20 protein-coding genes are annotated in these 23,564 nt (G+C 53.7%); 12 read left to right on the forward strand and 8 right to left on the reverse strand.

The annotated features are described in order from the left end of the window. Window position 1: 1 nt before the first annotated feature. On the reverse strand, window positions 2-1,510 hold the full coding sequence (locus C162_RS25380; RefSeq protein WP_036699126.1) for a spore germination protein: 1,509 nt from the start codon (window positions 1,508-1,510) through the stop codon (window positions 2-4). Between the two features lie 180 nt (window positions 1,511-1,690). Here C162_RS25380 and C162_RS25385 point away from each other — a divergent pair, with 180 nt between their 5' ends. The 3 genes from C162_RS25385 to C162_RS25395 all read left to right on the forward strand — a co-directional run bounded on the left by C162_RS25385 (window position 1,691) and on the right by C162_RS25395 (window position 4,978). Then, window positions 1,691-2,797: a GerAB/ArcD/ProY family transporter gene (locus tag C162_RS25385; protein WP_036699127.1), complete on the forward strand. Its 1,107-nt coding sequence runs from the start codon at window positions 1,691-1,693 to the stop codon at window positions 2,795-2,797. Between the two features lie 98 nt (window positions 2,798-2,895). Beyond that, complete coding sequence (locus tag C162_RS25390) at window positions 2,896-3,753, forward strand: AraC family transcriptional regulator (protein WP_051493913.1); 858 nt, start codon at window positions 2,896-2,898, stop codon at window positions 3,751-3,753. Between the two features lie 118 nt (window positions 3,754-3,871). Next, window positions 3,872-4,978: a glycoside hydrolase family 88 protein gene (locus tag C162_RS25395; RefSeq protein WP_036699129.1), complete on the forward strand. Its 1,107-nt coding sequence runs from the start codon at window positions 3,872-3,874 to the stop codon at window positions 4,976-4,978. Window positions 4,979-5,207: 229 nt separating this feature from the next. Here C162_RS25395 and C162_RS25400 read toward each other — a convergent pair whose 3' ends face one another. After that, the gene (locus tag C162_RS25400; protein WP_036699131.1) at window positions 5,208-7,325 is read right to left on the reverse strand and encodes a glycoside hydrolase family 52 protein; all 2,118 of its coding nucleotides are present in this window, start codon (window positions 7,323-7,325) and stop codon (window positions 5,208-5,210) included. A 174-nt stretch (window positions 7,326-7,499) separates the two neighbouring features. Here C162_RS25400 and C162_RS25405 point away from each other — a divergent pair, with 174 nt between their 5' ends. From C162_RS25405 to C162_RS25415, 3 genes are all read left to right on the forward strand, one after another. Beyond that, a complete protein-coding gene (locus C162_RS25405) occupies window positions 7,500-8,462 on the forward strand; it encodes a helix-turn-helix domain-containing protein (protein WP_051493914.1) in 963 nt (320 codons plus the stop codon). A 454-nt stretch (window positions 8,463-8,916) separates the two neighbouring features. Next, window positions 8,917-9,669 (forward strand): YdcF family protein, encoded by a 753-nt coding sequence (locus C162_RS25410; RefSeq protein ID WP_036699137.1) that lies wholly within the window; start codon window positions 8,917-8,919, stop codon window positions 9,667-9,669. A gap of 53 nt (window positions 9,670-9,722) precedes the next feature. Next, the gene (locus C162_RS25415; protein WP_036699141.1) at window positions 9,723-10,544 is read left to right on the forward strand and encodes a phosphotransferase; all 822 of its coding nucleotides are present in this window, start codon (window positions 9,723-9,725) and stop codon (window positions 10,542-10,544) included. Window positions 10,545-10,644: 100 nt separating this feature from the next. On the opposite strand, the gene ybaK is transcribed toward C162_RS25415, so the two are convergent. The 4 genes from ybaK to C162_RS25435 all read right to left on the reverse strand — a co-directional run bounded on the left by ybaK (window position 10,645) and on the right by C162_RS25435 (window position 14,833). Beyond that, on the reverse strand, window positions 10,645-11,115 hold the full coding sequence (ybaK, locus tag C162_RS25420) for a Cys-tRNA(Pro) deacylase (RefSeq protein WP_036699144.1): 471 nt from the start codon (window positions 11,113-11,115) through the stop codon (window positions 10,645-10,647). A 12-nt stretch (window positions 11,116-11,127) separates the two neighbouring features. Continuing rightward, a complete protein-coding gene (locus C162_RS25425; protein ID WP_256706908.1) occupies window positions 11,128-11,400 on the reverse strand; it encodes a YolD-like family protein in 273 nt (90 codons plus the stop codon). An 89-nt stretch (window positions 11,401-11,489) separates the two neighbouring features. Continuing rightward, entirely contained in the window at window positions 11,490-12,914 is a 1,425-nt protein-coding gene (gene aspA, locus C162_RS25430) for an aspartate ammonia-lyase (RefSeq protein ID WP_036699151.1), read from the reverse strand. Window positions 12,915-13,153: 239 nt separating this feature from the next. Then, window positions 13,154-14,833: a hypothetical protein gene (locus tag C162_RS25435; protein WP_051493915.1), complete on the reverse strand. Its 1,680-nt coding sequence runs from the start codon at window positions 14,831-14,833 to the stop codon at window positions 13,154-13,156. Between the two features lie 222 nt (window positions 14,834-15,055). On the opposite strand from C162_RS25435, the gene kduI reads away from it, so the two are divergent. The 3 genes from kduI to kduD are packed head-to-tail and all read left to right on the forward strand — an operon-like array spanning window position 15,056 to window position 17,473. Further along, window positions 15,056-15,889: a 5-dehydro-4-deoxy-D-glucuronate isomerase gene (gene kduI, locus C162_RS25440; protein WP_036699154.1), complete on the forward strand. Its 834-nt coding sequence runs from the start codon at window positions 15,056-15,058 to the stop codon at window positions 15,887-15,889. Between the two features lie 34 nt (window positions 15,890-15,923). Further along, the gene (locus tag C162_RS25445; RefSeq protein ID WP_036699156.1) at window positions 15,924-16,679 is read left to right on the forward strand and encodes a DeoR/GlpR family DNA-binding transcription regulator; all 756 of its coding nucleotides are present in this window, start codon (window positions 15,924-15,926) and stop codon (window positions 16,677-16,679) included. Window positions 16,680-16,717: 38 nt separating this feature from the next. Continuing rightward, window positions 16,718-17,473 carry a 2-dehydro-3-deoxy-D-gluconate 5-dehydrogenase KduD gene (gene kduD / locus C162_RS25450; RefSeq protein WP_036699159.1) on the forward strand — a complete coding sequence of 252 codons (756 nt, stop codon included), beginning with the start codon at window positions 16,718-16,720 and terminating at the stop codon, window positions 17,471-17,473. A gap of 104 nt (window positions 17,474-17,577) precedes the next feature. Here kduD and C162_RS34635 read toward each other — a convergent pair whose 3' ends face one another. Next, the gene (locus C162_RS34635; RefSeq protein WP_051493916.1) at window positions 17,578-19,749 is read right to left on the reverse strand and encodes an ATP-binding cassette domain-containing protein; all 2,172 of its coding nucleotides are present in this window, start codon (window positions 19,747-19,749) and stop codon (window positions 17,578-17,580) included. A gap of 167 nt (window positions 19,750-19,916) precedes the next feature. Here C162_RS34635 and C162_RS25460 point away from each other — a divergent pair, with 167 nt between their 5' ends. The 3 genes from C162_RS25460 to C162_RS25470 are packed head-to-tail and all read left to right on the forward strand — an operon-like array spanning window position 19,917 to window position 21,239. Further along, window positions 19,917-20,138 (forward strand): helix-turn-helix transcriptional regulator, encoded by a 222-nt coding sequence (locus tag C162_RS25460; protein ID WP_036699162.1) that lies wholly within the window; start codon window positions 19,917-19,919, stop codon window positions 20,136-20,138. Further along, window positions 20,125-20,577: a hypothetical protein gene (locus tag C162_RS25465; RefSeq protein WP_036699165.1), complete on the forward strand. Its 453-nt coding sequence runs from the start codon at window positions 20,125-20,127 to the stop codon at window positions 20,575-20,577. The genes C162_RS25460 and C162_RS25465 overlap by 14 nt, the downstream gene beginning before the upstream one ends. Before the next feature lie 26 nt (window positions 20,578-20,603). Then, entirely contained in the window at window positions 20,604-21,239 is a 636-nt protein-coding gene (locus tag C162_RS25470) for an NUDIX hydrolase (protein ID WP_036699168.1), read from the forward strand. 106 nt (window positions 21,240-21,345) lie between these two features. Here C162_RS25470 and C162_RS25475 read toward each other — a convergent pair whose 3' ends face one another. Further along, window positions 21,346-23,424: a beta-galactosidase gene (locus C162_RS25475; protein ID WP_036699170.1), complete on the reverse strand. Its 2,079-nt coding sequence runs from the start codon at window positions 23,422-23,424 to the stop codon at window positions 21,346-21,348. Window positions 23,425-23,564 lie beyond the last annotated feature (140 nt).

Below are 23,564 nucleotides of genomic sequence, written 5' to 3' on the forward strand. Positions count from 1 at the left end.
GTTAAGACCCCCCGCGCTTGGGCGGAGCCTGCCGCCTAAGGTTCTGGGTGCGGTTCTGCCTAGGTCTGGTGCGCAGGAGCGGCCAGGTCAGCCTGAAGATGGAGTCCTTGAGATCTTCGCGGACGAAGGGGCCGATCGGACTCATATAGGGTACACCAAATGAACGCAGGCTTACGAGATGCAACACCAGCACGAACACTCCGCATAGAATCCCGTACAATCCCATAAACCCGGCCAGCATGATCAACACGAACCGTATCATTCTTGCGGCCACTGACATTCCAGCTTCAGGGATAACAAAGCTTGAAATCGCTGTAATCGATACAATGATGACCATGGCCGAGGAGATGAACCCGGCAGCAACCGCCGCTTGGCCGATGACAAGCGTGCCGACGATAGAGACCGCCTGGCCGACATTCTTCGGTATTCGCACCCCCGCCTCCCGCAGAATTTCATAGGTCAGCTCCATCATCACTGCTTCGACAAAGGCCGGAAACGGCACCGTCTCCCGCTGGGCAGCCAGACTGATAACCAGATTGGTTGGAATCATCTCCTGATGATAGGTGGTGATTGCTACATAGAAGGCTGGAGCGAACATCGTTAGGAAAAAAGCCAGAAACCGTATCCATCGCAGCAGCGAGGAAATATCCGCCCGTTGATAATAATCCTCTGCCGACTGGAAAAAGGAGACAAACACCGTCGGAGCCAGCAGCACAAAAGGGGTGCCGTCCACGAGAATAGCTACCTTCCCTTCCAGGATACCTCCGGCTATCGTATCGGGACGGTCACTGTTATAGATTGTGGGAAAAGGTGTAGCCACCGTATCCTGAATGAACTCCTCAATATAACCGCTCTCCAGAATACTGTCGGTATCAATCGCGTCCAACCGGCGCTTAACCTCCTCGACCAGCTCCGGGTTGGCAATATGCTTCAAATACATGATTGATACGCTGGTCTGGGTTACACGCCCGATCTGCATCGTTTCGAGCCATAGCTGGCTGTCTTTGATTTTGCGGCGGATCAGGGCTGTGTTCGTTCGCAGGTTCTCCGTGAAGCCCTCCATTGGCCCGCGCACGACAGACTGCGAGTTGGGTTCACTTACATTACGGTCCTCCCAGCCGGGCAGGCCGATGCGCAGCGCTTCTGCCGACCCCTCCACCATGATCATCACATTGCCGGATAGCAGATCATGAATGAAGCGGACATAGTCCCGGACGATAGTAACATCTCCAGCCAATAATATGCGCTTGCTGAGAAGCTCTATTTTCCGCTCAGGACTCTCCGCTTCCAGCAGATCACAGATCCTACCTTCCTGCAGCGAATACAGAATGGAGTTATGCAGCAGCTGATTGTCAATAAGACCATCTATATAGAATACATTAAGCTCCGTATGTTCTCCCAGTTGCAGCCGTTTGCTGACCAGATCTGTGCTCTGGCCGAGCAGCCGGGACAGTTGTTCCTCATTGGCCTCCAGGCGTGCAGATAATTTGCCGTTCGCTTCATCCTCCATGCAGCTTCACCCTCTTCATTTGAGCAATACGGTACGTTGATAGTTTGGTTGAAAGGCTAGTTAATTATTCCGCTGCTGAACACAAGACAATGAGCACATAATTTCTGGAAGGAGCTGTCATACTAAGAAGATTGCAGCAAAGCAACCTTATGACTTGTTAAAGGAAAGGAGGAGCGTTAGGTGGGTATTGAAAAAGAACGAATCAGCACCGCGCAGATGGTCATTCTCGGTCTGTTCACTTTCATCGGGGATATGGCTCTGGTCTATCCGACCACCATGACGGCTGAAGCCCATCAGGATGCCTGGATCGCCGCACTGATCAGCATACCGCTCGGCATGGCCCTTATTTATCTGCTAATCAATGTAGCGAACATCAGTCCAAACCAAACCATAATTGAGATCAGTCAGCAGGTGCTGGGAAAATGGGCGGGCATTGCAGTAGGCTTATTCTATCTGAATTTCTTCGTCCTGGCCGCCTCGACATATGTGCGCGAAATGGAGGATTTCCTGACCACCCAGATCTATGAGGGGACACCGGGCGGAGTCATCCGGTTCATGAGTCTTGTCATCCTGGTGTATGGCCTGCGTCTGGGACTGGAGGTGGTGGGCAGGGCGGCACAGGTGTTTTTTCCGCTGTTTGCCCTATTCCTGGTCTCGCTGATGGTCCTCTTATTTCCGCAGGTTCAGATAGACCGGCTGTACCCGATGATGACCACGCCGCTGCCTGGGATGCTGCATACCATTATGTTTGGGGTCTTTTACCCGTTCGGGGAGCTGTGCGTCTTCTTAATGGTGTATCCCTTTACCCGCAAGAACCGCAAGATCAATCGTGACATCTTCATTGCACTCTTCGCGGGATCCGTTGGGCTGAATCTGATTCTGTTCCTCTCGCTGACCGTGCTGGGCGTCTATTTCTCGGAGCATAATTTCTATGCCGCCTATATCCTGGCCCAAAAAATCAATGTTGCCAACTTCCTGCAACGGCTGGAAGCGCTCATGGCCACCGCCTGGATTATTACCACTTATTTCAAAACAGCGCTGTATTTCTATGCCTTCGTCCTGGGGACTGCACAAATGTTCAAGCTGAAAAGCCACCGTCCGCTGATCTTCCCGGTTGCCTTCCTGATCTATGGACTGTCCCAGCTCAGCTCCAATGATATTGTTTTTTATGTAAAAGAAATTCCAGCCTATTGGGTCGATTGGAACCTCACACTCTCCTTCGTTCTCCCAATGACGATCTTTATCGTCTATAAGGTTAGAAAACGCAAACCTGCCTCACAAGGATAAAAGAAGGAGCTGTTACTGTAGCGTTCTCCCAGCAGGTCCCCTATAATAGGAAGCAATGAAATGTTTCTATTTTGTCATTGTGGGGGATGAACTGCAGCATGATGAAACAGCTATTCGAGCCTGTACTGTTCGATAACCGGCAGTCGCTGATCTGGGACTACCGGATCTATACCGATGATCATTACAAGGGGTATTACCACTGGCATCAATGCTGTGAAATCATGTTCGTGCACCGGGGACAAGGCAGTATTGTGGTCAACCAGCAGATGTATGATATCGGTCCGGGGATGCTATTCTTTTTCCAGCCCTATCAGCTGCACCGGATCTATTCAGAGGTCTCCCCAGAGCGTCCGTTCGTACGCACCATCTTCTATCTCGACCCGCATACTGCCGAGCAGCTGCTCCAGGGCTTCCCCAAACGCAGGGCCGCCTTCTCTACACTCTGGCAGGGCAGCAATCCCTCCTGCGGCTTCGATCTCAGTGACCGCATGGAGACTGTGGAATGGATCTACTCGAATTATAACCAGTGCCGGAGTAAGAGCGGGGAAGAGAGTGAGGATATCTCCATGCTCCTTCTACAGCTCCTCAGCTGTCTGGGAACTGGAGAACAGTCGCTGATCCATACCGGAGACAAGCGGCAGCTTCGCTATTCAGAGCAGATCATGAACTGGATTGAAGCCCATTACCACGAGGAGATTAGTCTGGAGCAGCTGGCCGCAGAGACTCATCTGTCGAAATCTTATGTGTCGCGGATTTTTCATCAGGAGACCGGCGGACGGCTCGTAGATTATCTTACAGCCCGGCGGCTGAAGCAGGCCTGCCGGATGCTAGAGACCACAGACCTTACGGTGGAGCGAATCGGCAGCGCTGTCGGATTCCCGAATCCTTCCTACTTCAACCAACTGTTCAAACGGGTGCTTGGCCTTTCTCCGCTGCAATACCGCAAGGGAACCTGAGAGGTACTTGCGAGGAATAGGACAATATAACAACATTTCGTGATATCAAAAGACAACTTCCAGTTCGATAGAGGCGTTATACTGAGGCCATAATCTAATTCCTTTGGAGGCTTCAGCGATGACTATAGCTTATTGGCAGGAAGTAATGAACCGTCTGGAACCGAAAGTGAACGGCATGATCCAGCAGATCGGAACGCGGAGTCCTCATGCTGCGGGAGCAGACGGCAGATTCGATAATCCCGGGACCGACTGGTGGACCTCCGGCTTCTGGCCGGGAATACTCTGGGTTATGTATGACATGACCGGCAAGGAAGCTTATAAGGATGCAGCCTGGCCCTGGGACGAAACGATTGGACAGTGGTTCGCGAAACCGACCGAAGAGCTGCATCATGACGTAGGCTTTCAGTTCCTGGCCACTGCGGTGATTAAGCATACGCTGATCGGTGATGCAGAGGGCTTGCGCCGGGGACTTGAAGCGGCTAACTACCTCGCTGCGCGTTATAATCCTGCAGGTAAGTTCATCCGCGCCTGGAACGGGGACAAGCACGGCTGGGTGATCATCGACTGCATGATGAACATCTCGCTGCTGTTCTGGGCCAGCCGGGTGACTGGTGATCCGCGCTACCGTCTTATTGCGGTCAGCCATGCCGAGACCGCTATGACTTATGGTGTGCGCGAGGACGGGTCCACCAAGCATATTCTCTCTTTCGATGCCGCGACCGGCGCTTATCTGGAGAACTTCGGCGGTCAGGGATATTCCCCTGAATCCTGCTGGAGCCGGGGTTCAGCCTGGGGGCTATACGGCTTCACGAACACCTACCGTAACACCGGGGACGTGCGTTTCTTGAATACTGCTAAACGTATCTCCCATTATTTCATCGCGGCTCTCCCGGAGGATCACGTGCCGCACTGGGACTTCCGGCTTGCAGATGACAAGCGCATGTTCAGAGACAGCTCAGCCGCCGCGATTGCCGCCTCTGGCCTCCTTGAGCTGGCAGAGCTTGTGCCGCCGGGTGAGAAACGTGTGTATGCAGATGCCGCGGAGCGGATTCTGCGTTCACTTACAGAGAATTATGCCACCTGGGACCAGCCGGACCATGAAGCCATTCTGCTGCATGGAGCCGCCAGCGGGGATTCGCTCACAAATGTGTCGCTGATCTACGGCGACTACTACTATGTTGAAGCCGTAGCGAAGCTGAACGGCTGGAAGCACCGGTTGTTCTAGTCTGGCTGGAAGCAGGCTCAGACAGCTTGCATGGATGCGCGAGTCCAATGTAATCGGAAAACCGATCACATTCGGCACTGCGTGGGCGCATTTCTCCGACTTCAACTGTTTTCTTCAAGTGAGTTCCGCCGCAGTTATACAAAAATAACAATAAAAAACAAACAGCGAATCCCCGCCATGGGAGATTCGCTGTTTAAGTTAACACCGCCGGATATCCGGCTTCTACTGCCTACTTCTTCTGCTCCTCCAGCCACAGAATGGCCGTTACCCCGCGCGGGTAATATTTACTGCCGGTGATTTCGCCGGAGATAATCTGGTCGCTCCAGCTCCAGATCGAGAGCTGCGGATGCGTAAGCCAGGCCGTATGGGCCTGATCTGCTGCGCGCCCCTTCTCATCCCATTCCAGGCCGAGAATTTCTCTGGCGATGAACTGGGAGAGATAGATTTTGCTCAGCCAGCTGTTATTGCTGGTGGAGGAGATTTTCCAGCCGCCGTCCTCGAACAGGCAGACTCCCTCCACAAGCACAGCCTTCAGATGCGTGTCCAGTGCCTCAAGATATTCGCCGAATCGTCCTCCACGCTCCAAGGCTTCCTTGCAGCCTGTGAAATAAGGGAATACCAGGCCTTCAATGGCCGGGATAATCTTCGAATCATTGCCTTCGCCGATGACCGCCGGAATGTAGCCGCCTTCGGTCACACTAGCCACGATGGTAGCCGCACACAGTTCAGCTTGCCGGCCGGCAGTCTGGGACAGCTCCGTATTGCCGTTGTCGCGGAAAATCCGCTCCATAGCCAGATAAGCAGCCCAGCATTTTCCTGCCAGATAAATATTGTTGCGTGCCTGGCCCAAAGAGACATCCAGACTGTCATAGGTCGTAATCTCAGCACCGCCCATGGTCCGTGAGCTGTCGAGTGCCATCACACCATTGCGCTTCGCCGGGTCCGGATGATCCCGGTTCAGCATGCTCTGCAGGCAGCTCTCCAGAACGGTAAGGTTGCGCTCCATCCAGCTGCGGTCGCCCGTGTGCTCCACATAGGTCGCCGCAGTAAGAATCCAGTTGACCAATTGCTCGTGGGTCATATGCGAGAAGCAGCCGTCAATGCCGTACAGCTCATAGGAGGAATACTCCGGACGCGACACGGCGTTCGCTACTCCCATATCATGCGTGAAGCTAAGTCCGCCCGGATACTCGGCCGGGTCCCCAGGGAAGCGGACGGTGTCGACATAACTGAACCGGTCCACGAACATATCCAGCTCATTGCGGACGGTCCACGGGTTCATCTTGAGCTCGTAGAACAGCTGGTCTACCGTAAGATCGAACGTGTTCATCATCCGGTATTCGCCTTCGTTGACGACCCAGAACGGCTGGCCTTTGTACTCCAAGAGCTCGGTAGAGCCGTAATAGCTACGGATAGCGTGAGCAAGCATGAAAGTCTGGTCGTCACTGAGGCCCGTTCCCTCCAGCATCCCGTTCGCCTCTTCAGCCTGCTGCTTCAGCGTGTCGAACCGGGATAACGCGTATTCCGCAACAGCTTCCACATTGCTGTAATAGCGGTTATAGTAATAGCTCGCATCCATTCCTGAAGTCACATAACCGGAGCGGTGGAAGCAGACCGCGAACTGGTACACCTTGCGTTCACCGGCGGGCACATCCATAATAAGCGCGCCAACCTGCCCCAGCCCGAACGTCCAGTTCTCCTCCAGCTCCGCTGCAAGAATATCCTCCATTGTAAAATGCATTGCCGCCTTAACACTTCCCTGCTTCGCGGCAATCGCCAGGAACCGGCCCTGACCGACACCCGTCAGATCCTCCTGGCCGCCATCGAATCTTCTCAGGGCGCTATACGGGTCATTCCCCTGGAAGCCGAAGAAAGCACGGCGCGTAGAGCTGCCCGCTGTGTTATCGACTTCAAGCTCTACCAGCACTGCTGGCAGCAGCACTTCCTTCAGCTCTGCGTCCGAGGCCGTCTCCGGGTCCGGAACGGGCCGGACGGGTGACAGAATACGGAAGGTCAGATCGCCGGCCTGCCAGCTGTCCGTTGTAAGCCGGAAATCGCGCGTAATTTCATCTTCCCCGAAGTGAAACAGCATCTGCGGCTTGTCCGGACTCGGGTCCGGGTTCTCGATGTCGTAGCGTTTGCTCTCATCGTCGCTGCCCTGCTCATGGAAAGGAAACGTGTCGTAACCATGGCCATCCTTACGCGCAAGGCCGATATATATGTTCTGTCTCGGCGGTCTGCCAAGTTCCAGGTCAAAGCCACCGGACGCTCCTTGAAATCCGAGGGTGAAGCTTGAGAATGATCCTATCGGTGAATGATGGGCATTGAAGAATTTGTTCGTTGGCATACAGTATATACACTCCCTCCAGCTATGTCCCGGCAGTGCCGGGCTCTAGCTCTATGTTAGCGCTATCCTCCCCTCAGGCAACAGGCGCAAAGCCGCCAATTATTTGGACAAATCAATCGGACACAGCGGCCTATGCTATAATAGATCCATCTTTTAACAAAGAAGAGGTTGAACATGAACGTATTAGATCCCGGCACACAGCATTCCATGGATGGACGCATGTCCCCGGATGTTCAGGCTGCCTTCCATCTCTTTGCCGCCCACTGGCGCAAGGTGAACAAGGAGTGGCAATATCCGGCACACACTCACCCGATGTTCGAGATCAACATCGTTCTGCAGGGCTCGCAGCGCATGGCCGTAGGCGGACAATCCTACATCCAGGAGAGCGGCGACATTCTGTTCATCCGCCCCGGTGTGCTGCACTCCAGTCTGGGCGCAGCCTCAGGCGACGAGATGTCTTATTACTGCCTGCACTTCGACATTGACGATCTGGTTCTGCGCCGCTCCTTAATGACAATGGATACCGTCAGTCTAAGCGGAGACACCCAGGAGCTGAAGGCGATCCGTTCTTCCCTGGACGACATCATCCGCTCGACCATTCTCCCGGAGGCCAGTGATGCGCAGCGGGGCCGGCTTGTTATGCTGAGCGCTTCGCTCCAGTTCTTCGCCGCCCTTAGCGGCTGGGTACTGGCTGCCCTGCCTTCCCCTGCCCGGAGCACCCTGCCGGGAGTGACGGAGAAGACCGTTGCGCTGGCGAATGCCATTGAAGGGCTGCTGCAGGAATCCGTCTTCACGGCTGCGGCATCAGGAAGCAGAGCCGGAAGTATCGAAGAGATCGCAGCCAGACTCGGCTATAGCACGAGCCACTGCAACCGCGCCTTCCGGCAGATCTACGGGCTGCCGCCCAGGCAGTATCTCTCCGATCTCATTATCCGCCATGCCAAGCTGCTGCTGCTGGATAACAGCCTGTCTGTAGAGAGCATCGCCTACCGGCTGGGCTACCGCGATGTGTCCCATTTCAGCAAGCAGTTCAAGCGCTGGACCGGTCTGCCCCCCATGGGCTACCGCCAGCTTACGGAAGAGCCGGGCAAGACAGGCGACGGAGCGCCCCTCCCACACTCAGGGAGAGCTACATAATGAAGATATACTATTTCAAACCAGAATCCGGCAAACCCATACCCCGCCGCCTACATGACTCTCTAACTGACAATGAAGAGGACTGAGATACCGCTATATGAGCAAATTAGGTGAAAATCCGGGCTAAGCGGACAGAGAATCCTTTATGCGTCCTAATATATGTCCTTTGAGGCTCAAAAGTATAAGTTAGCGGAATCTCAGTCCGTTTCGGCACTATCAAGCTTGATTATGGCAAAATAAAGGTACCTCAGTCCACTTCAGTTGTAAGCTCACCGAGAGCGCACACGGAGGACACGAGAAGCACGAAGTAGCGCAGCGCAGAATTGCGGAATCAGCCGGGTGAAGCCGGGGACTCCAGCCGGACCCGTGGTACCATACAACTAGAATTGAGCTGCTATGCGGTTGAATTTTTTGTTAAATGTCTTATATCCTATTTGTAAAAGTTGGTGACCCTATGATCTATCTCATTAAATTCGTATACAGCTTCATCCTGCCACCCGGGATATTCGTCCTGCTGCTGCTGGGCATGGTGGTCTGGCTGTGGAAAAATAGCCGCCGTCCTGCGGTCGTGCTGCTATGCGTCACGCTCCTGCTCTATCTGTCGATGACCTCTGCTGTCAGCGATACGCTGATCGGGAGCCTGGAACGGAAGTACCCTCAGCCTGCTGCCGCAGAGGGCGATGTGATCGTAATCCTTGGCGGAGGGGCCACCTCCGGCACCCCGGATCTGGACGGGCAGGGCAATATGTCCGGTCCAGCGGCGAACCGGCTGCTGGCGGCTGCGCGGCTGTACCGCGAGACTGGCCTGCCCATCATTTTCTCCGGGGGACAGGTATTCGCCGACAGCGGCAATGAAGCGGATATCGCCCGGCGGCAGCTCATCGGCCTCGGCATCCCCGCAGAGGACATCCTGCCGGAGAACCGCTCGCTCAATACGGAGCAGAATGCGGTCAATACCGCGAAGCTCATGCAGGAGCATGGCTTAAGCCGTCCCGTTCTGGTAACTTCCGGCTTCCATATGCCGCGCAGCATGGTCCAGTTCGAGCATGCCGGACTTACGCCGCAGGCTTTTCCGGTAGATTTCCAAGCCAGCCGTCCTATGTCACTCTATGTAAGCAAATTCACTCCATCTGCCGGAGCCGTCTCCACAACCGGACTTGCGCTGAAGGAGTATCTGGGGTTAATAGCCGCGAAGCTGCTGCCTTAAGTAGGCTGTATGTGAAGAAGGGAAGAAGCAAAGAAAGTGAGGTAACATAACCAATGAACCCGTACGATGAAGAGAAGTTAACCGGCGGAAATGTAAATGAGATCATCCGCAAGGCAGACACCGTCCGCCGTCCCACAGGGAGCTGGAGCACGAGTATTCATGCACTGCTTCATCATTTGGAGCAGCAGAATTTCGCAGGAGCACCCAGATTCCTAGGCGTAGATGAAGCAGGGCGCGAGATTCTATCCTTTCTTCCCGGTGAGGTTCCGGGCAACGCTTATCCTGAGCTGGAGCCGTACATGTGGTCTGAAGAGACCCTTACTAGCCTAGCGCGCCTGTTACGCAGCTATCATGATGCAACGGAAGGTTTTGTAACGAATAGTATACATACGAAGTGGCAGCTCTCCTATGCCGATCCTGCGGCACATGAAGTGATCTGCCATAATGACGCGGCATTGTACAACGTGGTGTTTCAGCATGGTGCGCCCGTGGCGCTGATTGATTTCGACATGGCCGGTCCGGGCCCGCGCCTATGGGATATTGCCTATACCCTCTACACTTCAGTTCCGCTCGCCGGTTTTGCACCCGACTATCTGACAGGCTCCACGGTACCTTACCAGGCAGCCCTGCATGCAGCGGACCGGCAGCGGCGGATTGAGCTGTTTTTCGAAGCCTATGGACTCCCTGTCCCGGAAGATCTGCACGACTGGTTGACCCGGCGGCTCACAGCTATGTGCGATACGCTGAAGAAGGAGGCTGAGGCGGGCAACCCGGCTTTTGTCAAAATGGTGGAAGAAGGGCACCTGGCCCACTACGAGCGCGAGCTGCAATTCATAGCTGACCATTATAGCGAATGGACTACTGCTTCTCTTTGAAAAAGCGCAAAAAGTAAAAAAGCAGCAATTCTCACATGACCAGGGAGAGTTGCTGCTTTTATTTTTGCTAATGAAGAGTGAATTTCGCATCCCGCTTACTCTACTCTTTAATCAAATCTGTAAAAACCGCAGACACCGCTTCGCCCAGCAGCTTCGGCTCAAGCTCCATCTGAACGCCTATCCGGCCTGCGCTGACTGCGATGACCTCAAGCTCCGCCCCACTGCTGTGAATGAACGTAGGGTAAAGCTTCTTCATGCCGACAGGGGAACAGCCTCCGCGCACATATCCCGTGTGCTTCAGCAGCTCCTTCAGCGGCAGCAGCTCGATCTTCTTCACTCCGGCAGCTCTGGCAGCTCTCTTCAGATCCAGCTCCTCAGCAACCGGGATCACATAGACATACGGCTGCGGTCCGCTGTGTGCGACCAGTGTCTTGAATACTACCTCAGGAGGCAGACCGATCTTCTCAGCAACCGCTGTTCCGTGAATGAGCCCGTCCTCATTGTCGTAGCTATGAATGGTGTAGCTTATCTTCCTTGCATCCAGTATGCGCATGGCATTCGTTTTGTTCATTTGCCGCTCCCCCTAATCCCGGGGGTAATTGATTTGCATAATGTCCATGAACGGCACCTTGATAATCTCTTCATTATTTCTGACATGCACCCTGCCGGTACGCGAATCCATCTCTACAATAACCCCGCGCACCTCTTCTTCCTTCCCCCAGACCGTCAGCAGAATCTCAGAATTCTCCTGCTTCGCCTCTACCAGCTGGTTGCCCAGCTCTTCAAGCACGAATTCGTCGCGGGTTGGACGTTTTGCCACTTTTGCCTTCGCCACACTTTGCCTCCAGTAAGCCATTACAGAATATAGGATAATGTCCGGTGTAAATGCTCCTGTCTATTATACCATGAGAGGAAGCCTGATTTTACACAAATCACGATTATTATTCAATCATTATGCAAAAGCGCAGCCCCCGCGATGCCCGGATGGGTCATTTCATACGGGTCCAGAATCAGGTTCAGCTCCTCTTCGCTCAGCACATTGTACTTCAGACATAAGGCCCGCACCGATTCTCCGGTCAGAATGGCTTCTCTGGCAATCCGCGAGACGACCTCATAGCCCAGATGCGGATTCACGGCGGTAATGATGCCGACGCTTCGCTCCACCTCACGCGCAAGCTTCTCCTTGTTGGCTTCAATTCCTGCCAGACAATAGTCGGTGAACACCCGGAAGGAATTGTTCATGATGCTGATCGACTGAATCAGATTGAACACCATCACCGGCTCCATAACGTTCAGCTCCAGTTGACCGGCCTGAGCGGCGAGACAGATCGTATGATCATTGCCAATCACCTGAAAAGCTACCTGGTTAATCACCTCGGCCATCACCGGATTCACCTTGCCGGGCATGATGGACGATCCCGGCTGGCGGGCCGGCAGCGTAATTTCATTGAAGCCAGAGCGCGGGCCGGAGGCCATCAGGCGCAGATCATTGGCAATTTTGGACATATTCATCATGCAGACCTTCAGGGAAGCCGAGACTTCGGTATAGGCATCCGTATTCTGCGTGGCATCCACCAGATGCTCCGCGCTGACCAGCGGCAGACCGCTGATCTCAGCCAGCAGCTCGACGACCCGCGTAATATACCGGGGATCGGCGTTCAGTCCGGTACCCACGGCGGTCGCACCCATGTTCACCTCATAGAGATGGCCCCGCGTATGCTCGATCCGCTGAATGTCACGCTCCAGCACCCGGCTATACGCCTCGAATTCCTGTCCGAGACGGATCGGCACCGCGTCCTGCAGGTGGGTCCGCCCCATTTTGATGACGGAATCGAATTCAGCCGCCTTCTGCAAAAACACACCGTGCATCGTCCGCATCGTGATCAGCAGCTGCTCCAGCAGCGATAGTGTGGCAATATGAATCGCCGTCGGAAAAGCATCGTTCGTCGATTGCGCCATATTCACATGAGTGTTCGGACTAAGCTGCAGGTAATCTCCCTTGGCCTTGCCCAGCAGCTCCAGCGCACGGTTCGCAATCACTTCATTGGCATTCATATTGAGCGAGGTGCCCGCGCCGCCTTGAATCGGATCCACGATGAACTGCTCATCCCAGTTCCCCGCAATCACCTCATCTGCCGCTTGGACGATGACCTCCCCCAGGCCCTTATAGAGGCGGCCGATTTCCATGTTGGCGAGCGCAGCGGATTTTTTGACAATCCCCATCGCCTTGATTAATTCATGGTGCACACGGTAGCCGGTAATCGGGAAATTCTCCACCGCCCGGAGGGTCTGTATCCCGTAATAGGCCTGATGCTCCACCTGCTTGCTGCCCAAAAAATCCTTCTCCAGCCGATATTCTGTCTCTGTCATCCTGCTCTCCCCCATGTCTTCAGTAGTAGATCCTCAGCTGCTAATTAGTCAACTTATTCTTTCCTTGCAGCCCTAAAGATATTACCTTCATTGCTGCTCCATGCTCAGGCCCTATGCGAGTAGCGCAAAGAACCCGGCAGCCATTGCTGACCCCCGGGCTCTATGTCATTGTAGCTTAAAATTTGAGATAGTTCCAATCTGAAAAAATCTTAAGATCCCCAGGGGGCGGAGTGTCCCGTTTAGACCTTATAATGTTCAAATGATACCGGTTTGCCGTTAATCTGCGAACGTATTCCCGTATGCTTATTGTCAATGCTGAGCTGCAGGTGTTCATTCCCGCTCCAGGCCGTATACGCTGCCGAGAGGTTCTCTCCCTCCGTAAATTCCGGTGCCCGCTTCATAGCGGCTGCGGCGAATTCCTCAAGACTGTGTATCCCCAGCTCTGCCGCCTGATCTGTGCTAAGCGCTTCGACCACGACGCCTCCCGGCATGTTCTTGGACGTTACCTCCAGATAGGATGGCCGCTCCAGCAGTTCATATTCCTGTGATACATAGACGGCAAAATACACATTGCCCGCATAGCCAAGCAGCGCCTTGGGCTGCCTGATCCATTCGCCCAGCGGAAGCACCCCGACAATGGCCGTATCCTCTCCTTCGGGCACCGGGAACAGCGACAGGATCGTGTTCCGATGATACAGCACCTCCATATAAGGACTCTGGTGCCGGGGATCGCCCGGCTGGTAGCCTTGACCCGGATGGAAAAAGTAAAGCCGGTTCACGCCTTCAGCCGCCGGAACAGGCAGTGAGAAGGCCCAACGCAGCTGCTCATTGTCGAATTCCTCCACCCGCTCCCACATCCCGCCTGCTGCGTAATCCTGGCAGATATAGGCGTAGGAATGCAGCGCCGGCTGGCGCTCCATGGAACCGGCAACCACCTTCTCGGTCTTCTTGCAGACCTCTACCGGTAACTGGCGGTTCAATGCAGCAGAGCACACCTCCCCCGGCGCTTCATAATAGAGGAACCCTGCATATTCGGTACGGGGCATCTCCGGAGGCAGCGCGAAATCCCCGAACTGCACATAGTCATGCAGCACATTGCCGTCTGCCGGAATATCATGCGGCCAGCCCCGGGAATGCGCGCCTGCCCAGGCTCCTTGAAGATACCACTGGCTCCGCTCAGCCCACAGGAAGTCCAGCATCTCGCCAAGCGTCTCTCTGACGCTGCTTTCCGCTTCAAGCTCCCAGGCACAAGTGAACGCCTGCACCCAGTGCCAGAACCACGGCAGGCTGCCATACTCCGGCATGCCCTTCGCACGGATATGCGCAAGTGTAATCTCCAGGCTGTGCCGCCCGTCTTCCCTGAGCTCCTCATCCTCAAACAGCTGGCCGAAGATCAGCTTCGCCGCCGTATATTTCGCTTCATGGTGGCCGAACTCCGCTACCTGCTTCCGGAAGAAGCCGCTGCGGTAGATATGTCCGAGTGCCGTATGGAATGCCACGCGCAGTCCCGCGCTGAACTTGGCGGAATATTGCTTGCAGAACCAGACCATCAGGCTGCCCATAATTTCGACCGGCAGCTCATGCGGTGCTGCTTCTCTCGGAACAGGATTTAGCCCCAGCGGCCAGTGTCCGTACAGCTTCGTGCCAGGCTGACGGTTCTGCAGAAGAACGGTCTCCAGCAGGACGGCATCCGCCTTCCGCTGCGCTTCCTCCCGGTTGAACGGCAGCTCCAGGGTATCGTCCACCGCAGCGGCAAATAAATAGGAAGCATAATAGAAGTTGTTGCGCACATCATCATGGAACCATAGCCCGCTGGCTTGCAGCGGAAGGCGCTCTGCCTCCATCGCGGCCGAATATATAATCTCCCGCTGGCGCATTTTATAAGAAGTCTTCTGCTGATGCTTAGGCTGGTCTGTCATATCGCTCACCCTCCACAGTGATATTTCTGTCGTTAACTTACAATACAATCCACTCTCTCCCGCTCTATTGTGGACGCTTTCAGTTCAGATGGCAATCATATTGCGGAATAAATAAACTAAAATAAACGCACTAAAAAAGATTATACTTGATAAATGAACGTATATGGATTAAATTGTACCTATACGAACGAAAATATGTTTTCTAAGGAGACTGAATATTCGATGGAAAGACGTTTTGCATCACATCCGAATGAAGTGAAGCAGTTTGACACTGAGCGCCTGCGCAAGGAATTCCATATTCCGGTTATCTTTGCACCAGACGAGCTGAAGCTTGTCCTGACACATGAAGACCGCATGATCGTTGGCGGAGCGAATCCGGTGAACGGCGAGGTGGCTCTGACTACGGACCTCAAGGAACTTGGCGTAACTTACTTCCTGGAACGCCGCGAGCTGGGGATCATCAATGTCGGCGGACCAGGTTCGGTTGTTGTGGACGGAACTGAATATGAGGTCGATTTCAAGGAATGCCTGTATGTGGGCCAAGGCTCGAAGGATGTTATTTTCAAGAGTGCGGACAGTGCAAAACCGGCAAAATTCTATCTGAATTCCGCTCCGGCTCACCAGTCCTACCCGACTACGAAAACTACGCTGGCTGAATCCGAATCCGGGGCTATGGGCGGTCTGGAGAATTCCAACGAACGGACGATTCACCGCTTCATCCACACGAACGGCGTGCAGAGCGCACAGCTTGTAATGGGGATGACTCAGCTGAAGCCGGGCAGCATGTGGAACACCATGCCATCTCACACGCATCCGCGCCGGATGGAAGCCTACTTCTATTTCGATCTGCCGGATGATTCTATCGTCTTCCACCTGATGGGCGAACCGACCGAGACCCGCCACATTGTAATGCACAATGAACAGGCTGTCATCTCGCCAAGCTGGTCCATTCACAGCGGTGTGGGCACGCATAACTATACCTTCATCTGGAGCATGGCCGGAGACAACAAGCGTTACGATGATATGGACCCCGTAGGGATGAAAGAACTACAATAGAAGCAAATCAACTACGGAAAGATGAGGCAGGCGGATGAACCCGATACGGCGGCACGAGATGATTATGGAAGTTATGCTGAACCAGAAGGATGTAACCGTGAATGAATTGAGCGACAAGCTCCAGGTTACCGGCAAAACGATCCGCGAGGATTTAAGCAAGCTGGAGGAACAGGGACTGATTATGCGCGTCCACGGCGGCGCCGTGCTGGCACAGAGCGATCAGTTCGGCATTCTGCCCCTGCGCAATCCGCTGGATAAATACGCCGAGGAGAAGACGGAGATTGCCCGGTGTGCGCTGGCGCATATCGCTCCAGATGACATCATTGCCTTGGACGGCGGAAGCACAACGCTTGAGATTGCCCGGCGGCTTACGAATATTCCCCTTACGGTCATTACCAATGATGTCTACATCATCAGTGAGCTGGTTTCCAGAGATAACATCCGGCTGGTCGTTCCCGGCGGTTACCGTGTCCGCAATATGCTGGCCGGTCCTGAAGCCGTGTCCTATGTACAGAAGCTTAATATTCAAAAAGCCTTTCTCTCGGCCACAGCCGTTCATATTGAACACGGCCTGTCCATATACACCGGCGACTTCATCGATTTCAAACAGGCCTTAGTCTCCACGGCCCGCCAGGTGTTCGCCGCATGCGATCATCACAAGTTCGGTCAGACCGCGCTTCGCACCTTCGCTTCCCTGCAGGAGGTCGATGTGCTGCTGACAGACAGCGGGCTTGCCCCGGAGACTGCCGGGCTGTTCCGCAAGGCTGGCGTCAACATTGAATGCGGGTAATTATATAATTCAACTAGCTCAAAGGAGAGATTAATCATATGTCATCTTTATTCAGCTTGGCAGGTAAAACAGCAATCGTAACAGGCGCAGCGCAAGGGCTTGGACAAGGCATTGCCATCGCCTTCGCAGAAGCCGGTGCAGACGTAGTCTCCGTATCTCTTAATTCCAGTGACGAGACTGTAGCAGCCTGTGAAGCTTTTGGCGTCAAAGCACTGAGCATCGCCACTGACCTCAGCGACCATTCCAAGCTTCAAGGCATGTTCGACGAAGCCGTTGCCTTCACCGGCAAAGTGGATATCCTCGTCAACTGTGCAGGCATGATCCGCCGCACTCCGGCCAAGGACCATAGTGAGAAGGACTGGTTCGATGTCATTAACCTCAACCAGAACACGGTCTTCCTGCTGTCGCAGATTGTCGGACGTCACTTCCTGGAACGGGGAAGCGGCAAAATCATCAACATCGCCTCCATGCTCTCCTACCAGGGCGGCATCAACGTGCCGGGCTACACAGCAAGTAAGCATGCCGTAGCCGGTCTGACCAAAGCCTTCGCCAATGAATGGGCAGGCTCGGGCCTTAACATCAACGCGATTGCTCCAGGCTACATGGCTACTGAGAACACCGCTCCAATCCGTGCGGACCAGAGCCGCTCCGACTCCATCCTTGACCGTATTCCAGCCGGACGCTGGGGAACTGCCGAAGATGTGAAGGGCCCTGCCGTATTCCTGGCCTCTGCCGCTTCCGACTACCTGAACGGCCACATTCTCAATGTGGACGGCGGCTGGTTGGCTAGATAAGGAACGACAAGTGGAAACGGGTGCCGACCTTACAGGAACGGCACCTATACAACGAACCCCCGGTTGCTTCTTAATGAAGCATGGCCGGGGGTTTTGTATGTTCCTTATAGTCTGCTCATGAGCTGAGGCCGGGTTATGTTGTCCGAAATTCTTTTGAGACAGAATAGATTACCAATTACGAGAACTGCGAGATAGATCATGGACCCCATTAGCATGTTCGGAGCCAAGTAGATGATCGCTAATACCGGGAACACAAACAGAACCGACAGAAGGCTTGTCGCATACAAGCCCTGACGCGGAGTTCTGAGCCGCAGAGAAAGAATAGCTGCTATGAACATCATGGCGATGGATGAGAGCAGACCAACGGGAAACAGCAGGATAAGCTGGGCAGCCGTATAGCCTTGGATGGAGACAAGATCAGGCTTGATCAGCGCTGCAATAGTTACGCCTGCTAACGTCAGCAGGGATGAGACGGTCAGCATGACCGACGTTACAAGCACTGGAATCATACATTTGGCCAGAAAGACCGGCCGGATCTGCAGAGGTGTAGACAATAAGGCTTCCCCTGTCTTATATACTTTTTCCCCGCCTATGGAGTATGCTATTAAGTTGGTCGGTACTCTCATTATTATTAGCACGGTTAGCAGAACGGCATAGTTGAGGTCAAGCGTTCCCGTATAATACAGCAGCAGACACATCATAGCAACGGGCGAGAAGCACAGAAATCCAAAGCTCAGGAGCATCCTTTTCAAGGACATTAACACCTTCCACTCCAATCTCAACACTATGCCAAACTGAGATCTCGGGAGAGCTAATGATATACGCTGCTGATGTGCGCTCTCCGGCTTCTGGATGGTTATGGGCTGGAAGAAATCCGGCTGCTTCATCCTCCGGATCTTCGCTGCGAACATCGATATAACCCCAAGGTAAATCAATGTACAGATACAACTTGTGATCAGCGCCGACAACAAATCCGCGGTTTCTATAACCGACAGACAGACGACAAACAGAAAGCTCAGAGGATAAGCCATTATCGACACCCGCTGGTTGGCAGCCCGCAAATCTCCTGATGTGGAGGAAACATACACCCCGCCCATGCATATTGCACTATAATTCAATGCAGCTACAACCATGATGCACATCCATTGCCAAAGAATCAACGCCGCTCCGCCGCCGGCAAGATAGCTCGTTAACGCAGAGCAGAGAACGGTTATAGTGAAGTAGCCCAGCGCAAATAAGAAGCAGAACTCAAACTTCCTCCAGAGCATGCTTTTCCCATGGATGGGACTGGACAGGAGTGTCTCCAAAGTGCGGTGCTCCCGTTCTCCCGCAATGCTGCCGGATAACATGGGTATTAGTAAGACTGCCGTAAGTAATGCTGCGGCAGTTAAGGAGACTTCTACCCCGTGCATGAACAGTGGAAGGATTATACCGGTAATGCCTATGGACAGGCCGTAAAAGAAGAGCATCCCTTTGTCACTTACAAACTCTGCGCACTGAATACGAAAAACGGGATAGGATCTGTTCATCGGCCTCCCCCCCTGCTCCATATCCATGTACAGCTTCTCAAGACTGAATTGCCCGTTGTCCATGTAATGCTTGCTGTCTTGGAGCGCTGAGATGGAATCGGTAAAAATATTCCGCCCGTGCCGCAGAATCGTGATTCTATCGCACAGCTTCTGGACCTCTTCCAGATGATGCGTGGTCATAATGATGGTGGTCCCCTCTTCCTTCGCCAGCCGCAATAACATCTTCCTTAGATCGGCTGTGCTAACAGGATCCAGCCCATTCGTAGGCTCATCCAGGATCAGAAGGCGCGGTTTATGCAGTATGGCCCGGATCAGGGCAACCTTTTTCTTCATGCCGGTAGACAAGCCCTTAATCATCGTTCGTTTCTTGTCATGCAGTTCAAATGTCCGCAGCAGCTCGTCAATACGGCGACTGGATTCTACACGGCTCATACCATAAATATCAGCGTAATACATCAGGTTATCCCAGACGCTCAAAGACTCGTACAACCCTGTATCTTCAGATAAAACACCGCACAGCCCGCGCACACTATCCCCCTCCTGTATAGGATTCTTCCCAAAAACAATGACCTCCCCGTCGTCCGGCTCCAGCAGACCAAGCAGCAGGCGAAGCGTTGTGGTCTTTCCCGCTCCATTGTGCCCAAGCAGTGCGTAGACCTCGCCCTCCGCGATACTCAGATCCAGGCCGTTTACGGCAGCGACATCGCCAAAGGACTTTCTGACCCCTGCGAACCGTATATTCTCCATGCTCCCCGCACCATCCTTTAGGTTATCTTATGTATAGCTTACTGCACATATTTAGTGTAGTCAACTACACATAAATGGTATAGTGAACTTGACTAAGCCCGTAACCGTGCAACATAATAACAGAGTTGAGGTGCAGATAACATTACTTCAGGGGAGGTGGCTGATTATTGAAGACAAGAATACGCGAGCTGCGAAAAGAGCGGCGGATTTCCCAAGAGGAATTGGCTAAGGCACTGCGTGTCACACGGCACACCATCACTTCAATCGAGAATGAAAAGTACATCGCCTCCCTCCCGCTTGCCTATAAAATTTCAAAATTTTTCGGTTTGCCGATCGAGGATATTTTTGATTTTTCAGATGTGGAGGATATCGACTATGAAGTCTTTTGAACAGGAGCTGCGGCGGCGGATCGTTATCAATTCCTTCTACGCGGTAAGTATGGGGATAACCGTTATTGTGGCGTTTATACTCAAAGCATTCGTGTGGGGCAGGCTCGACGCGCTGGACAGCTGGGATATAGGGATTCTCGCCGGTTTATTGTCCGGTTCGTGGATTTCTGCCGCTCTCCGTATTGCCAGACTCCGCAAGGCGCTCAAAAACCCTGAAATACTAGAAGCGTTACATATTGCCGCGCAAGATGAACGAAACCGGATGATCGCCTTAAAAACGGGCAGGGCTGCTATACGTCTTTTCTTTCTTTTATTGTCTCTTTCTGCTGTCGCCGCCTCTTTGATTAACCAAACTGTGTTCTTAACGATTGCCGTTACGTTGATTACACTTCTGTCGTTGTACCTTCTGCTATCGGCATACTACTCCCGGAAAATTTAACTTACCGGACATTGGAGGCGAACTGTATGAACGAAGAATTATTAGCTACATTTGATGAACAAGGGAACCGGACGGGGACGGCTCCCCGGGACGAGGTGCACCGCCAAGGCCTCTGGCATGAGACCTTCCACTGCTGGTTTGTCCGTAAAGCTGACAGCGGGCTGAGAATCTGCCTCCAGCTGCGCAGTCAGCAAAAGAAAGATTATGCCGGGCTGCTAGACATCACCGCTGCCGGACATCTGCTGGCAGAGGAGACGGCCTTGGACGGTATCCGCGAGGTCCAGGAGGAACTGGGGCTTGCGATAGCTTTTGACGAGTTGCAGCCGCTGGGGGTCATCCCCTACCAGATGGATTCTGCCGGATTCATGGACCGTGAACGGGCACATGTATATGTCTATGAGAACCGCTATGCGCTCAGTGCATTCACCCCACAGCTGGAAGAGGTGGCAGGCATCGTAGAGGCCCGCTTCGCTGATTTCCGCAGCTTCATCTCGGGAGCAGACAGCAAACTTCAAGTACAGGGCTTCCAGATTAACGGGAACGGTGAACGAACGGGCATCGATGAGCTGGTGGACTTCACGCGCTTTGTCCCGCATGAGCATGAATATTTTAGGCGGGTGATTGAGGGGATTGAGCGGTTGTACGGTCCAGCCACAACCTAAGTCATACTTAAAAAGGCAGAACCCGTCGATGGGGTTCTGCCTTCTTCTGTAACTCAATGTAACTTTGCCGATACATGTACTATATTACGCGATTAAGCCGCTTCACTTATGCCTTAGCCGCTTCACGCTTCAGAATTGCCAGTCCGTTCACTGCCAGCTTCAGCTCGGCCGGAGCGGCTGCGCCGGACTCTACATCGGTGTAGGCTTGTCCGTCCAGCGCCACTACTTGCTCGGTGCCGCTGAAATTCTGCACGAAGACATAGTCATGCTCGCCATCGGAACGCAGCTGTGCGGTTACTCCGGTCGGAAGCTCAGTGTTCAGGGTGCGGCTGATCCGCTCTTTTCCGGTAATTGCGGCGTACAGGTCTACATAGAACTGCGCGTCCTTCACACGTGTTGCCAGATGATAAGCCTTACCTGCTCCCAGCTTGTTCACTGTGAGTGCAGGACGTCCGGCGTAGAAGTCGCTGCGGTAATGACCCAGCGCCTCAGCGCCTTCCAGATGAATCAGCTCGGCAATCTCATGCGCATCGTATTCCCCGCTCAGCTTCAAGCTATTGCCGGGGTCAAGCACCAGACCGTTCAGGTCGCGGCTATGCAGCCCTTCTGTCTCTTCGGCCCAAATGCCCAGCGTTCTGCGCAGCGGTCCAGGGAAGCCGCCCAGGTGACACAGATCGGTCTCGCCGACCACTCCCGACCAATAAGTGGCCAGGAAGGTTCCACCCTGCTCTACGTACTTCTCAATCCGCTTCCCGTTCTCTTCGCTGATCAGGTACAGCATCGGAGCAATTACCAGCTTATAGCCGGACAGGTCATCGCCCGAACCTACCACATCTACCGGAATTCCCAGCTCCCACAGTCCCCGGTAATGCTGAAGCACCGTCTCTTCATATTTCAGGCCGGAATTGCGGATACCTTGAGCATCCTTCACCGCCCAGCGGTTGTCCCAGTCGAACAGAATGGCTGTCTCAGCAGGGGTTGTAGTACCTACAACTTCCTCCAGTCCTGCCAGGGTACGGCCCACCTCAGCTACATCCTTGAAGACACGGGTCTCCGTATGTCCGCTATGGTCGATCACCGCGCCGTGGAACTTCTCGCTGGAGCCGCGGCTTTTACGCCACTGGAAGTACTGTACAGAATCAGAACCATGCGCAACGGCCTGGAGTGAGGACAGCTTGTGCATCCCCGGACGCTTCAGCTTGCTGACAATCTGCCAGTTCGTGAGGGAAGGCGTGCTTTCCATGAGCAGGAACGGCTTCTTTTTGAAGCTGCGGTACATATCATGGTGCATCGCTGTCCAAGCGGCCAAGCGGGCGTCATCATCGTCTTCGGTATATCCCCAGTCCGGGTAAGCATCCCACGATACCACATCAAGAATCTTAGCCATATTGCGGTAGTCCACGCCGTCAATCATATGCATATTGGTAGTTACCGGCAGATCAGGGTTGAAGCCGCGCACGGCGTCAATCTCATGCTGGCAGAAGTTTATCGTCTGATCACTTACGAACCGGCGCCAGTCCAGGTTAAGTCCGTGAACCTGTGTCTCACCATGCGGAGCAGGGGACTCAATCTGTTCCCAGGAAGTATACGTATGGCTCCAGAAGGTAGCCCACCAAGCGTGGTTCACCTCATCCAGATCATTGTTGTACTTCGCCTTGAGCCAGTCTCTGAAGGCATCCTGACAATAATTACAGTGACATTCGCCGCCGAATTCATTAGAGATATGCCAGCCGATCACTGCCGGATGATGCGCGTAACGCTCAGCCAGCTTGGAGTTGATCAGCGCTGTCTTTTCACGGTAGACCGGTGAAGTGAAGCAGTGATTATGACGGACGCCGTGCAGGTTGCGAACCCGGTTCCGTTCCACCCGCAGCACTTCAGGATACTTCTCGGACATCCATGCCGGACGCGCACCGCTCGGAGTCGCCAGGAAGGCGTAAATTCCGTTCTCTGCAAAACGGTCCAGGAGCTGATCCATCCACTCAAAGTTAAATACCCCTTCTTCGCGCTCCAGGGATACCCAGGAGAAAATTCCTACAGACATGACATTACAGTCTGCCAGCTTCATCATGCGGATATCTTCTTCAAGCACCCCCGGATATTTCAGCCATTGCTCGGGATTATAGTCGGCACCGTGAAGCATTACAGGAGCCTTGCTGCTGATTGCAGGAACTTTGCTGCTCATATGATTTCATCCTCTCGTTTATGTGTGGTAGTAGATGTCAGGATGGGACTTTTCACTGATACAATTTCTTCAGTAGCGCTTTCCCTCTTGCTTGTATCGATTTACACTATTTATAATAAAGGATAATCTGTAGTCAATGG

The organism is Paenibacillus sp. FSL R7-269 (genome assembly GCF_000517865.1).
In the GTDB taxonomy this organism is placed as follows: Bacteria; Bacillota; Bacilli; order Paenibacillales; family Paenibacillaceae; genus Paenibacillus_AQ.